This window comes from Arthrobacter sp. 05T423, from assembly GCF_056396245.1.
The window spans coordinates 75772-89375 of record NZ_JBFTLC010000010.1; the positions used below are offsets into that span (position 1 = coordinate 75772).

At 60.0% G+C, this 13604-nt stretch carries 9 protein-coding genes; 3 read left to right on the forward strand and 6 right to left on the reverse strand.

Features of this window, described 5'->3' with window-relative positions; all coding sequences use genetic code 11:
* Window positions 1–85 precede the first annotated feature (85 nt).
* From AC1DFE_RS10115 to AC1DFE_RS10125, 3 genes are all read left to right on the forward strand, one after another.
* On the forward strand, window positions 86–1573 hold the full coding sequence (locus AC1DFE_RS10115; protein ID WP_476905762.1) for a PucR family transcriptional regulator: 1488 nt from the start codon (window positions 86–88) through the stop codon (window positions 1571–1573).
* A 725-nt stretch (window positions 1574–2298) separates the two neighbouring features.
* Entirely contained in the window at window positions 2299–3270 is a 972-nt protein-coding gene (locus AC1DFE_RS10120) for a C-terminal binding protein (RefSeq protein ID WP_476905763.1), read from the forward strand.
* Between the two features lie 327 nt (window positions 3271–3597).
* On the forward strand, window positions 3598–4926 hold the full coding sequence (locus AC1DFE_RS10125) for an MFS transporter (protein WP_476905764.1): 1329 nt from the start codon (window positions 3598–3600) through the stop codon (window positions 4924–4926).
* 72 nt (window positions 4927–4998) lie between these two features.
* Here the strand turns inward: AC1DFE_RS10125 and AC1DFE_RS10130 are convergent, their stop codons facing one another.
* The 6 genes from AC1DFE_RS10130 to AC1DFE_RS10155 form a co-directional block, all read right to left on the reverse strand.
* A complete protein-coding gene (locus tag AC1DFE_RS10130) occupies window positions 4999–5742 on the reverse strand; it encodes an SDR family NAD(P)-dependent oxidoreductase (RefSeq protein ID WP_476905765.1) in 744 nt (247 codons plus the stop codon).
* Window positions 5743–5770: 28 nt separating this feature from the next.
* The gene (locus AC1DFE_RS10135) at window positions 5771–6517 is read right to left on the reverse strand and encodes an SDR family NAD(P)-dependent oxidoreductase (RefSeq protein WP_476905766.1); all 747 of its coding nucleotides are present in this window, start codon (window positions 6515–6517) and stop codon (window positions 5771–5773) included.
* A 47-nt stretch (window positions 6518–6564) separates the two neighbouring features.
* Entirely contained in the window at window positions 6565–8049 is a 1485-nt protein-coding gene (locus AC1DFE_RS10140; protein ID WP_476905767.1) for an APC family permease, read from the reverse strand.
* Window positions 8050–8257: 208 nt separating this feature from the next.
* Window positions 8258–8923, reverse strand: coding sequence for a TetR/AcrR family transcriptional regulator (locus tag AC1DFE_RS10145; RefSeq protein WP_476905768.1), 666 nt, complete (start codon window positions 8921–8923; stop codon window positions 8258–8260).
* Window positions 8924–9559: 636 nt separating this feature from the next.
* Window positions 9560–12508, reverse strand: a complete 2949-nt coding sequence (locus tag AC1DFE_RS10150; RefSeq protein ID WP_476905769.1) for an FAD-binding and (Fe-S)-binding domain-containing protein — start codon at window positions 12506–12508, stop codon at window positions 9560–9562.
* A 106-nt stretch (window positions 12509–12614) separates the two neighbouring features.
* Window positions 12615–13583: a sugar ABC transporter substrate-binding protein gene (locus tag AC1DFE_RS10155; RefSeq protein WP_314192343.1), complete on the reverse strand. Its 969-nt coding sequence runs from the start codon at window positions 13581–13583 to the stop codon at window positions 12615–12617.
* Window positions 13584–13604: the final 21 nt, after the last annotated feature.

A 13604-nucleotide genomic window follows, 5' to 3' on the forward strand; every position in this document is an offset into this window, starting at 1 on the left:
TGAAAACCAAGGCTGCTCCGACCGCCTCCGCCGCCGACCGTGTATTCTCATCCCACATGAGCACTCTCCCCTCAGCTAGGAAGTCGTGCGCGACAATCTGACCATTGCCGATCTTGTCGCTATGCCGCAGCTCGGACTGCAGCTGATTGCGGGAAGCGAAGCCGCCATGAAGCCAGTACTCTGGACGCACGTCTCCGAGCTCTCCGATCCGGGCCCTTGGCTGGAGGGCGGAGAGCTGCTCATCGTTAATGGCTTGGGCATCCCCCGGGATCCCGAAGGGCAAGTAGCGTACGTCGCTCGTCTCGCGCATCACCGCCTCGCTGGTTTGGTTGTCAGCATCAAGGCCCCAGCGCTCAGCCAAGAGTGCCTCGATGAGGCGGAAAGGCTCTCCTTCCCGGTTCTCCGACTGCCGCATCAAGTTCCGTTCATCGAACTCTCCCACCTCGTCGCAAACGCGAGTGAGCGGTCGGCACGGGGGCGCCTGACCCAGCACCTACGGATCTTCGAGACCTTGCGTCTGAGAAACAGCGTCGAGAGTAATGTCTTCGAGATTTACTCACGGCTCGAGCAGGTCTCCGGCTACCGCCTGGCGCTTGTGTCTCCCGCGGGACGACCACTGCTAAGAGACTGGCGATGGGTCCCCGACGATCTCCAGCCAAGACATCTTGACGGGTCCGCAAATCTGAAGGTGATCCCCGGCGGTTATGTGCTGCCCCTCTTCGTTGGCAACCGGGTAACGGCCTACCTAGTCGGGAAGGAGGATCGAAATGTGACTCCGGGAGGGCTTGCCGCCCTGCAGCACGTCAGCTCACTCGCCGCGCTTGACGCAATCGATGATCAACGACGCCGTGAGGCGGCGCACCGTCAGGGCAGCGCCTTGCTGTCCAGCGCGCTGAACGAGAATGCTAAAAGCGAGGGACTGAAAGCCCGTTTCATGGAAGCCGGCCTGGATCCCAGCAAGGGGATGCGATTTCTCGCGCTCGAAGAGAGCCTAAGGGAAGGGCCCGAAACGGAGACCGGGGTGCGAGACTGGCTCGCGGACCGAGATATCCCACATCTGCTGCTGAAGCGGGATTCGCCGCTTGCGGTCGTCAGCTGTGGTGAGGACGAAATTAGGGGCCTAGCTGCAGACCTCGGTCTTGCCATCGGCGTCAGCCCGCAGTCGCATGAGCTCGGGGAACTGCCGAGGATGCAGCGGCAGGCTCTATGGTCCCTCGGTCTCGCGGAGGAATCGCCGGAGGGGCGTGTGGTACTCGCCGAACAGCAGCTCGGGCTGGCGCGCTGGCTTAATCCGGATGTCGAAACGATGACGCATCTTGCTGATGGTGCTCTACGACCCATCGTGCAGCATGATGACGACCACGGCACCGAACTGCTACACACACTGTCGGAGTACTTTCGTAATCAGGGGCGGCTGCGAACTACAGCAGCTCGACTCTTCGTCCATGAACACACTCTGAGCTACCGGCTCAAGCGGATCGAGCAGCTTACCGACCGCAGTCTTAAGAGCTATCCTGACGCATTCGAACTCTGGCTCGCGCTTGAGGCGAGCTCGCTCATTGAGGATCCGTAGAGCAACCGGGGAAGGGTGATGGACCGGCCGCATGGATCGAATGCCAAGACGCACACCAGGCGCCTAGAGCCGGCACCACAGAGAAGTGAATACCTTTGCAAATCCTGGGAAAGAGGCAGCCCGCAGCCTGACGGCGTGGCTCCATCCTGAATCAACCGTTCTCGCAGCACGCATGGTTGCTTTGCACCAAGTCCTGGCCCTGCCGGCCTTCTGGCAAGGACTCCTGATGAGGCCAGACTCCTTGGCCGCCGTGGCCGCAGACCCAGACGCGCCACGGCCGCCAAGACGTCGTCCATTGGATCTGAGCATGGGACGGCCGAAGACCCCTACGGCATGATCCAGCGTGGGGATGCTGCTAAAGGCATTTATTTCCTTTACGGAGGAGCTCTCGATTAATGCCGATTCCATGAGCGTTACAACTCCTGTTTCAGGAGCGTAGCAATGACCCCTAGAACTCCTCGCGCACAGTTCTGCTGGGCACCACTGGGCAATACCGCTGAATTCGTTTTGGTTCAATGGTCTTTGCCAAGCACCCACTTCTGGACTTCGACAACAGCAGCGGGCCCAGACTGTATATAAGTCCAATATCTCCCTGCGTTGGACGATGATACGTTTTCAGTCAATCTCGCTTCTGGGACCACCAAGAACAAGGCAGGTGGACGCTAACTGTGCCTGAACAATTCTCGCCGTAAAGAAGCCCTAGACCCTGATAAAGAAAGTTGCTGATGAAGAAGGTTGTTGTTACTGATCACGAGTTCGATCACTATGACGAAGCGAGAGCCGTCGCGGAGCGTTACGGGGCGCAGTACATCGAGGCGGACACTCTGCAAGAGTGTGAAGTTTTGGAGATTACCAAGGGGGCGGATGTTGTTGTAGCGGGATTCGCTCCCATAACGGCTGAAGTGCTCGGCAATCTAGCTTCTAAAGCAAGTGTGATCCGGTACGGCGTTGGCTACGAGACCGTCGATGTGGAGGCAGCAACCCGTTTAGGTGTTCGAGTCTGCAACGTCCCAGACTACGGGTCGGAAACCGTAGCGGACCATACCGTCGCTCTGGCACTTACCCTGCTGAGAAGAATCCCGCAATATCACGAGATGCTCTCCACCGCTGGGCACGGATGGATGCTTGCGCGTGAGATGGGGCCGGTTCCCGCGCTGAGCGACATTACGTATGGGCTTATAGGGACTGGACAGATTGGAAGCCTTGTAGCAGAGCGCATGAAAGCGTTTGGATCGAGAATCCTTGCCTGCGATCCCTCTGCTGATCCGATGAAGCTTGCAGAGAGGAACATTGAATCCAAGGAGTTGAATCGGCTTCTTTCTGAAGCCGACGTTATCTCGCTCCACTGCCCCTTGAACTCTCGGACACATCACATGCTGGATGAACCAGCAATGAGACTAACTAAGCCTGGCGCCATCGTGATCAATACTTCGCGCGGCGGTCTTATCGATACGCATGCGGCTGCCCGCTTAGTTAATGACGGTCGTTTGGGAGGTCTGGGATTGGACGTTTTCGAATCTGAGCCCCTCGAACCAGATCATCCTCTACGGGCCGCGAAGAATACGGTCCTGACTCCGCATGCGGCTTTCTACTCGACGCGTTCATTGATGAACATGAAGAGGCTGTCCGCAGAGGAGATCGCCCGTGCGTTGAGCGGCCGACCATTCCGTCATCAGCTCAACCCAGAAGTCTTGTAAGTGACCCGGCCTTCTCTGCGGCGCCCGCATTAGGTGGGAGACCATGCGGTTCTATGGCGACCTCGTCACCGGCCGATGTCCTGATCAATCGGGTCGGCGCGAGGTCGCACGACGATCGCTGACTTCCAGCAGTAGCCCTTCTGCCGCTTTTTACGGGGCGAAAGACGCTTCCCGCCGCGGATCCGGTTGAGGCAAAGTTGGGCCAAGTGTCAGCGTCAGGGCAAGAAGCACGAGGCAAAGACGCTGACGCTCCCACATCCGTTGAGACCGATGCGATTTCCTCTGTATACCGACCGCGCAATGATGCGCACAAACTTTAGGACTGAAATGACCACACAAACACAACAATCGAAAACGGAAGCAACAGCCTCATTCAAGAGGATAGTTGTCTCCAGTACACTCGGGGCGGTCCTCGAGTGGTTCGACTTCTTCATCTTTGCGTCTTTGTCGGGACTTATTCTTGGCAAACTCTTCTTTGACTCAAGCGATCCGATCTCGGAAATTCTGCTGGGCTTCAGCGCGCTTGCAGTGGGATACATAGCCCGGCCCTTGGGCGGGATCATCTTCGGGCACTACGGTGACCGGCTAGGACGAAAGAAGATGCTTGTCGTTACCATCTGGCTGATGGGAGCGAGCACCGTCCTGCTGGCGTTCCTGCCCACATACAGTCAACTCGGATCCTGGTCGACCAGTCTCCTCGTTCTGCTTCGATTTGTGCAGGGCATAGCCGTAGGCGGGGAATATGCTGGGGCCGCGCTGCTGGTCATCGAACACGCCGCAAAGTCAAACCGAAGGGCATTTTACTCCTCCTTTGCCAACGCTGGGGCGTCATTCGGATTCCTGTTGTCCTCCGCACTCCTCGCGGTCATCACAGGTTCGCTCACCCAGGAGCAGTTCGAAGCATGGGGTTGGCGTGTTCCGTTCCTTATCAGTGCATTACTGCTCATCGTAGGGGCCTATATTCGAACTCGCATTGCCGATACACCCGCATTCATGGAGATGCGTGCAAAGGCCAAGGAGGACGATGACCCGTCGATTCAGAAGATGCCCATCGCGACACTCTTCCGGACGCATACGATCCAGATATTCAGTGCGTTCGGGGTGGCTCTGTGCAGCCTTGTGTACTACCAGCTCGGCCTCGTCTTCGTTACGCCGTATGCCACGAAAATCCTTGGTCTGAACGCTTCACTCATTCTGTGGGCGATTACAGCTGCACAAGTTGTTTATATCGCTGCCTCGATCTCCTGGGCACATGTGTCAGATCGGATTGGGCGCAGGCCGGTCATTGCACTCGGGGCAGTCGGATGTCTAGCTTGGGAATTCGTCTACTTCAGCCTCTTAAAGCCGGATGCATCATTCTCCACACTTGTGCTCGCGGTTGCAGGACTTCTCATTTTTGTAGGCGCCACTTATGGACCGCTGGCAGCGTACCTCGCCGAGCTCTTCAGCTCGAATGTCAGATACACCGGCATATCAGTTGGGTTCCAGGGTGCAAGCGCACTTGCAGGCCTGACACCGATTGTGTCGTTTGCACTTGTGGGGGCCTCGGGATCTTCTTGGCTTCCGCTCATGTTTGTTGGTGGCATTGCCAGCGTTCTTGGGCTCGTCGCCGTTTTCATTGCGCGAGAATCAGCGCATGACGATCTCGCAGGCTGACTATCCAAGCATGGCGCCCTGCTTTCTTGCCCGCCGTCAGAGAGGCGGCGGGCAAGAAAGCAGGGGGAGGACTTATGCCGCGGTGTACGCCCCGTCCACTACCAATTCGCTGCCGCTCATGTACGACGATTCGTCTGAGGCGAGGAAGAGCACTGCGGAAGCAATCTCCTCCGGACGTGCCCACCTGCCGAAGGGGAAGCTCTCCGGCGGCAAGGACGTGCCGGGTTCGGTGCTGCTAAGCAGCATCGGCGTCTCGGTCTCCCCTGGGCAAACAGCGTTCACCCGGATACCATCGGCAGCCAACTCAAGTGCCGCCGCTTTTGTCATCCCCCGAACCGCCCATTTCGACGCCACGTAGGCAAAGTTGTCCTCGAAGGCGACGAGGCCGGCAGTAGAACAGATGTTGATGATGGAGCCGCCGCCGGCGTACCTCATTGCAGCGATGACGCTTTGCATGCCCAGGAACGGACCAATCTGGTTCACATCGATGACGAAACGATAAGTTTGCTCGGTGGCGCTTTCGGCCCGCGTCGATCGAAAAATGCCGGCGTTATTGACGAGGACCGTCGGCGCCCCGAAAGTGGTCTCGCAGTGGCTTACCACTTCGGCCCAGTCTGGTGCTGAAGCGACGCTATGGTTAGGAAGGAACTGAAAGCGGTTGCCGCCCAATTCGTCAACGAGCTTGGGCCCCTCCCCTTCCGTGATATCAAAACCCACCACTCTTGCTCCCTCGCGCACCAAGGCGCGGACGTGTTCTACGCCCATGCCGCTTCCGGCACCGCTGACGATCGCGATCTTGCCTCTGACTCGATCCATGGTTTTCTCCCTTCTGTTCGTTGGGGTGCTACTGCGCGGTGTAGGCACCGTCAATGACAAGTTCGCTGCCGCTCATGTAGGACGATTCGTCCGAGGCGAGGAATACGACGGCGGCACTGATCTCCTCGGGCTGCGCCCACCGTTTGAAGGGCAGGTCGTCGGCAGGCGGGAGGGCTCCGGAGGGAGTATCGGCAATCGCGCGAATCATCGGCGTGTCCGTGTCTCCGGGGCACACCGCGTTGACCCGGATGCCATCCCGTGCCAGTTCGAGGGCTGCGGCCTTCGTCATCCCCCGCACGGCCCATTTCGAGGCGACGTAGGGAAACAAATCGGCAAACGCCACCAGCGCTGCGGTCGAGGCGATGTTGATGATGGAGCCGCCAGCTTCTCGCAGGGAGGGAACAAGTGCCCGCATTCCAAGGAAGGTGCCAACCTGATTGATGTCGATCACCCGTCGGTAGTCTTCCTCAGACACCTTTTCCAGGGTTTGCAAGGGAGAGATCCCGGCGTTGTTAACCAGCACGTTTGGAGTGCCGAAATGCTGCCGGCCGGCAGCTATCACCCGGTCCCAGTCCGCGGCTTCCCGGACGTCTCCGCGGAGGAAGAGCAAGTTGTCTTCGCCCAATTCCTCCACAAGCTGCGGGCCGCACCCCTCGTTAAGGTCGAAGGAGATCACCCGCGCCCCTTCTTGAATCATCCGGCGGGTGTGGCTGACGCCCATGCCGCTGGCTCCGCCGCTGATGACAGCGATCTTGCCGGAGAGGCGTTGTGTCATGTTGATGTCCATTTCAGTAGTCATGTAATAGGTCGCGACAAATGCGCTTACTGGCGGCCGATTTTTTCGTAAACGTCCGGCTTCGCCTTCTTCAACCAGCGGGCGTAAACGATGCCGCCCACCCAGACCAAGGGGATGAAGAGGGTGAAGGACAGGGAGGCGATGGGACCTGCGCCGATGAGTGCGTCAACGTTCAGAAAGCTGAGCACGAGCACCAGGGTCAGGCTGCCCAAAGCCAGCACCGGGGCTGCCGTTGTCTTCCATACACCGCGGCCCGGCACTTTGTGCTGCCTGAAGTAGATGAGCACCGCTATCGAAACGAGAACCAGCAGCGCGACGACGACGATCGCTCCAAGTCCGTTCAGGCGGATGTAAACCGTAAAAGCGTCCGTGCCCGCAGCGTCGAAGGCCGTGCCCGCCGCAATGGCAATGATTGCTGCGACTTCGAGGGCGCTGACAATGAGGGACGCAACAAACGGGGAATGGTGCCGGGCGTGTGCAACTCCAAGGATGGGCGGCAAGACGCCATCCTTACCAAGTGAGTAGGCGTAGCGGGCCACGGCGTTGTGCTGGGCAAGCAGGCATGCGAACGTCGAGGAGATCACGAGAACATTGATGATGCCCGGCACGACATTGCCGACATAGGAGGCGGCGAGGTCGCCGAACATGGAGGCCACGGCGCCGCCTGCGCGGGCGTCAGCGACGCCCTGCTTACCCAGTGCAGTCAGCATTGCCCATGCTGCCACCAGGTAGAACAGCCCAATCAGGATAACGGCAACGTAGGTTGCCCTGGGGATCGTCTTGTTGGGGTCTTTCGCTTCCTCTCGGTAGATGGCCGAGGACTCGAACCCGCCGAAGCACAGCATCGCGAACAACAGCACAAGCCCAAAGTTGCCGGTACTTGCGCCTTCCCATGTCAGGGCGTTCAGGGGCGGACCGTCAGCGCCGCCGTCGAAGAAGACCCTGAGGTTGAACACGAGGACGAGTGCGACTTCCAGGATCAGGGCAACGCCGAGCGTCTTCGCCGAGAATTCGATCTTCCGGTAGGCAGCTACTCCGGCAAGGACGGCGCCCAGGAGGCCGTAGAGATACCACGGCAAGTCCGGGCCGTGAAGCGTGTCGACGATGAGTTGGCGCCCGTACACGCCAAACGCTGCCCACGTGGAGAGCAGGAGCACGAGGTATCCGGACATGGCGAGGAACGCGCCGCCGAGCCCTACGTTTTTTCCTAGTCCTGCGGTTATGTACGCGTAGAAGGCGCCGGGCCGGTCAACGTATCTGGTGATGGCCGTGTAGCCAACGGAGAACAAGAGCAGAATGACCGTGGAGACTGCGAGGGCGGCGATGATGCCGGTGCCACCGAACGCAATCATCGAGGGCATGAGGCCCACAACTACAAGTAGCGGCGCGGCCCATGCGACAACGGAGAAGAGAATACTCCCTACCCCGAGTTGACCGCGGAGTTCGCTTGATATGGCTGGGCTGGTGGAGGGGGCCGACTCATCGCGTTCGGCACTGGTGTGTTGACTCATTGGGTTCCCTATCGAATTACTTCGGGTAATTGAGTAGGTCGAGATTTCCTGCAGGCACATCAACGGACCTGGTGCCGACTGTAGGCTAACTTCCGTTAGTTAGGCAATAGGTTGCCTGGATTTAGCCATTGATGACTTTTGGTGGCACCGCGCCCGGGCACGCCAAAATTACGCCCTGGCATCAGAGCGTGGTTTGAGAAGATTGGGGTCAGACTGGGGAGTGGTTGGCGCTGCTGACTTGGAGGATGGAGCGACTCAGTGCGACGGTGTTGTCCAGCAGCGCGGGAAGGTCTGCATCGCTGCCGCTCCAGTCAGCCCAGCGCCCTGCACCGTCAAGGAGCGTGAAAATCACACGGGTGGTTTGGGGAGAAAGTTGATAACCCATTTCTTCGGCTGCCGCGGCATACATGTCCTCATGCAGACTCGACCAGAATCCGACTTCGTTGCGAATGTCGTCGCTGAGAAAACGTCCCACTCTGTCGGTGGCAACCAAGAGGTCCCAAAGGTCGGCCTCCGGCCGCTGGAGTTGCTGGGCAAGGTGGAAGCGAACGAGTGCCGCCCAGTAGTCCTCCGGGGAGTTGGCTTCTTCGGCTGCAGCGAGGAGGTCCCGGGCGAAGCTGTGGGTAAACCATCGAAGCGACTCGGCAACGATTTCGTCCTTGCCTTGAGGGAAGCTCGAGTAGAGGCTGGGAGCCTTCATGTTCAGCTCCCGGCCCAAGGTCCTCATCGTCACTGATTCGAAGCCCCTTGTGGTGGCAAGCTGCAGGAATGCCGACAGGATGCGTCGCCTGGCCGGTGTCTGCGTAGACCAGTCATGGCTGGACAGGAATTCCCTGACAGCAGCGTTGGCTCGCTCGCGCGGCAACTGGTTCATCTCATCCTTCAACTGTTAGACCGGGTTTTCACTATTGTAACTAACGATCGTTAGCAGTTGGCGTCCAGCCGATCCCGATGTAGCAATACCGGCTCCCCTAACTGAATGGTGAGGGACGGGACTACGAGCCCGGCGATGGCCAAGGCGTGACGTCTTTGACGTCACGGCCTTCTGCCATGTCCGGGGGAAGGCGGTGCACGATCCTTGCGGAGCGCTTTACCTGATGGCCAGTGTGTTCTCCAAGATCTGTCTCAGTGGCTTGTGCCGACGCTCGCAGCCATTCAACGTGCCGTCCTTGTGCGAGCTTCCTGTTCATCATCGAGATCAACTCTCAAAAGTAGTGGGGCTATTGGGTCCCTTCCAGCATCCGTCCCGGGACGCCCTACCCACCGTGTCAGTTTGAGACACGCCCACGCGCCGACCGCGTGGCAGGCAGGGTCAGCGGGAGTCGATGCTCGTGACGAAGATAAATAGTCCGGCGGCGGCCACCATGACAGCTGCCGCGCCCGGTGGAATGACGTAAACGGCGCGCATTGTTGCGGTGCTCCGCATCGCCCGAGTAGGCCTGCCGGAGTGGTGGCCAAATAGGCTTAGAGCAGCTGCCACGAGAATCAGAAAGACTCCAAGGTACTCCATTCACTCCACCCCGCCGGCGCTGTCCGGATCCAGCGCCAAGGCGAGGTGCTGGCTGTAACGTTGAGCGTCGACCTGCGAAACCTGCATTGCACAACTAAACCCATCTGTGAGCACCAGGGCTTCGACGCCGCCTCGGTTAAGGGCCGGAACGATGGAGTGTTCCGCAACTTTCATCGAGATTTCGAAGTGTTCTGCTTCGAAGCCGAAGTTGCCTGCTACACCGCAGCATGAGGACGATTCCACGAGGTTGGTCACCCCCCACGCTTCCAGGACACGCTTCTGTGCACCTGAACCGAAGACGGCATGCTCATGGCAATGCGTTTGGAGCACGGCCGTTTCGGGAGGGATCGTTTTCGGCCTCCACCCGCCCTTGATGGCCTCATCGATCGCCACCGAGAAAGACCTCACCCGGGCGGCTACCCGTGCTGCGGCAGCACCGCCTACCAGCTTTGGACCTTCGTCCCGTATGGTTGCCGCACAGCTGGGCTCGAGGACGACAATCTCCCGGTCCGTACCGTCGTCGAGCTTCGCGATCAGCCGTGCAAGCCGCCGTCGGGCGCCGTCTCGTTGTCCAGTGGAAATCCAGGTCAAACCACAGCAGGCGTCCGGAGTGCAGCCCACCGTGCGACCGGAGTCCCGAAGCACGCGGGCGGCTGCCGGGATCACTTCCGGTCTGAAGGCGCGGGTAAAACTGTCTATGAAAAGAAGCACATCGGAACTGTCCTTAAATCCGGCCTCCCGTACCCGTCGCCGGATCCTGCCAGATGGGGCGAAGTCCGGAAGGCGCCGTCGCGCACTAACACCCAACAGCTCCCCCACATATCGGAAGGGACGAATCTGCGTGCCCCGATTGGCCAGAGTTGAAACCTTGGTAAGCAGCGGCAGCCAACGTGGCAGCCACCCGATCGAGTAGTGGGTAAACGGGCGGATTCGCCCCCTGTAGTGCTCATCGACGAGCTGCGATTTGGCCTCCGCGATGTCCACGCCTGTCGGGCAGTCAGTCGAACAGGCCTTGCATGAAAGGCACAGGTCCAGGGCCTCCCGAACCTCGGGATTTGACCAGCCGTTGTGACTGCTTCCCTGCGCCCGCGTAAGTTCCTGCAGAACCCTCGCCCTCCCCCGGGTCGAGTCTTTCTCGTCCTTCGTGGCCCGGTAGCTCGGGCACATGAAACCGCCCGACATCGCCCGGCAGCGACCCACTCCGATGCACGCATGGGAGTTCCCAACGAAAGGGCTCGTCACTGGGAGCAGCGCACGGTCCCCGGAGGACGGCGCGATGGCGGCGGCCGGGTCCGTGGGCTGCTCACCGTGGCTTGGTCCCGGCTTGGCAACGTCTTCAAGTGCGAGCGAAGTGAAGAACGGTTCGGGTTCCACAATGATCCCCGGGTTGAGGATTCCGGCCGGGTCCCAGACCCGTTTGAATTCTTTGAACAGCCTGATCATCTCCGCGGAGTACATCACGCCTAATAAATCGCTCCGGGCCCGGCCATCACCGTGTTCCCCGGACAGCGAGCCACCGTGGGCGACTACGAGCTTGGCGGCTTCGCGGGTGAACTTCTCGAATACCTGACGGCCAGCGTCCGTGCGCAGGTCATAGTCGAGCCGCATGTGCACGCACCCTGCCCCGAAGTGGCCGTACATGAAGGCCGTGTAGCCGTAATCGCGCACCAGCGCAAGCAATTCGGCAAGGTAATCCGCAAGCCGTTCCGGTGCGACCGCGGAATCTTCCCAGCCCGGCCACGTCTGAACCCCATCGATCCGCCGGGAAGACAGTCCGGCTCCGTCTTCCCGGACCCGCCAGAGTTTTGCCCGCTCGGACGGCTGCGTGACCACGGAATGGTCGATCACACGGCCGTCGACACGCAGCTTCTCAAGCAGCTGGTTACAGTCCCCGGCCGCCTGCTCGATGGTGTCAGCAGGGAACTCAACCATCAGGAATGCGTTGCCTCGAGGGAGGGACTCGACGCTGGCTGCACCTCTGCGGTGGCGCATGATATCGACGATAGACGCGTCCAGGCCCTCGATCGCGCTCGGTTTGGCAGCAAGGATGGTCATTACATCCCGCGCGGATTCGATGGTGTCTTCGTAGCCGAGGCAGAGCAGCGCCGTCGTGCCGGGTTTAGGCACCAGGCCGACTTTGGCCCGGACAACAATCGCGCAGGTCCCCTCACTGCCCGCTAGTGCGCCAGCCATGTCGAAGCCGTGTTCGGGGAGCAGGTGCCCGAGGTGGTAGCCCGAAACCTGGCGGGGAATGGTCTGCAGCTCGACGCGGATCGGCCCAAGATGGGTCTGAACCAGTAATTTCAGATTCTCGAGAAGCTCCTCCGCCCGGGCAACTGAGTGAGTGTCTGTTTCATCCACAGCGCGCAGGAAATCCCGGCCGGCGCAGAGATAGGCCCCGTCGGCAGTAACGAGTTCCAGCTCCTGGACATGGTGCGTCATTCGCCCATAGGCCACTGAGTGGTTTCCGCAGGCATCGTTGCCGATGGATCCCCCGACCGTTGCCCGGGTCAGGGACGACGGGTCGGGCGCGAAGGTCAGCTTGCCTGCGGTGACTTTCTCAATGTGGGAACGCAGCTCACCCAGCACAACCCCCGCATCCACCCAGACGGAGCCATGATCTGCGTCGAGCGTTCCTACCGAAGTCATCCCCCGCGAAAGATCCACAACGAGGCCATCGCCTATCGCATTGCCCGCCATCGACGTCCCCCCGCCGCGGGCGGTAATGGGGATTCCGGAAGCCGTGCATGCCCGCAGCAGGGTCCGAACGTCGTCGACATTTTGAGGGAATGCAACGGCGGTAGGACGTACGCGGTAGTTGGACGCATCGTAGGAGTATTCGGAAAGCCTTCGTGGGGTGTTGTCCACCTCGATGCCCAGTTCCCGGAGTTCGTTGAGTAACCGGGTCACTACTGTGTCGTCGCTCTTGGGCATGCTTGCGTTCTCCATTTCGTTGGTACCACGTGAGTGTAGGCAGGTGGGACGGCTGCCACAGTGTGCCAAAACAGAACGGGCACGGCGGATGATCCGCCGTGCCCGATGCCTCGAAGGCCGTTTATTTCAGGAATTCGGAAAGGTTGTCTTTGGTGATGAGCGTGAACGGCAGTGTGTAGCGGTTCTCCACGTTCCCGCCCTTGAGGAAGTCCGTGACTACCTCAACTGCTTTGACACCTTGTCCGGCTGAATCCTGGCGCACTGTGGCGCTCATCGTTCCCGCCTTGATGTCCTGGAGGGCGGGGTCGGTGCCGTCGACGCCAACCACTGCCTTGAACTCGGCCGTGCGGTGCGCGTCGGCGATGGCCGAGGCTGCACCGATGGCCATTTCGTCGTTGTTCGCCACTACCGCGTCAATCTTTCCGGACGGGAAGCGCTGAAGGGTGTCCTCCATGTTGCGCTTTGCTTCATCGCGGCTGCCCTTAGCTTGGAACTCCGCCACGATCTTGAAGTTCTTGTTGATTGTCTTGTCGAAGCCAGACTTTCGGCGGTCAGTCCAGGACGCACCATAGATACCGGCCGCGAAGACGAGGTTGCCGCCCTGGGGAAGGAGCTTGTTGAGGTACTCGGCCTGCATCTGGCCTGCCACGGTGTCGTCCACGCCGATGTAGCTCTTGTAGCCGACGTTGGCGCCTTCTGCGAACTCGGTCGACAGGATGAAGAGCGGAATGTTCGCGGCGATGACTCGTTTTGCCGCGTTCTGGCTGGCGTCGCCATCGAGGGGCTGCATGATGATTGCGTCGACGTTGCGGGTGAGCAGGTCCTCTACCTGGTTGAGTTCGCTGCCGACGTCCTTCTTGGAATCAGTAATGTTGAGCTTGACGCCCTTTTCATCGGCCGTCTTCTTCATGGCGTCCGTCATGTGGGCCAGGTCCGGGTCCTGCAGGTCAAGGACTACAACGCCGATGTTGTAGGTCTTGCCTGCGGCTGAGCCATTGGTTGCGTTGCCGCTGCCGGCACACCCGGTCAGGGTGAGGGCACCGGCGGCCAGCATGGCGATAGCCGCCGCGAGCTTACGTCGCATTCGCATGGTTGTTCCTTTCAATGTTTT

What these genes read in the sequence shown, in the direction of transcription:
- AC1DFE_RS10145 (WP_476905768.1), bottom strand. Translation starts at nt 8,923, where the DNA reads ATGAACCAGTTGCCGCGCGAGCGAGCCAACGCTGCTGTCAGGGAATTC.
- AC1DFE_RS10150 (WP_476905769.1), bottom strand. Translation starts at nt 12,508, where the DNA reads ATGGAGAACGCAAGCATGCCCAAGAGCGACGACACAGTAGTGACCCGG.
- AC1DFE_RS10135 (WP_476905766.1), bottom strand. Translation starts at nt 6,517, where the DNA reads ATGACACAACGCCTCTCCGGCAAGATCGCTGTCATCAGCGGCGGAGCC.
- AC1DFE_RS10140 (WP_476905767.1), bottom strand. Translation starts at nt 8,049, where the DNA reads ATGAGTCAACACACCAGTGCCGAACGCGATGAGTCGGCCCCCTCCACC.
- AC1DFE_RS10155 (WP_314192343.1), bottom strand. Translation starts at nt 13,583, where the DNA reads ATGCGAATGCGACGTAAGCTCGCGGCGGCTATCGCCATGCTGGCCGCC.
- AC1DFE_RS10130 (WP_476905765.1), bottom strand. Translation starts at nt 5,742, where the DNA reads ATGGATCGAGTCAGAGGCAAGATCGCGATCGTCAGCGGTGCCGGAAGC.
- AC1DFE_RS10125 (WP_476905764.1), top strand. Translation starts at nt 3,598, where the DNA reads ATGACCACACAAACACAACAATCGAAAACGGAAGCAACAGCCTCATTC.
- AC1DFE_RS10120 (WP_476905763.1), top strand. Translation starts at nt 2,299, where the DNA reads ATGAAGAAGGTTGTTGTTACTGATCACGAGTTCGATCACTATGACGAA.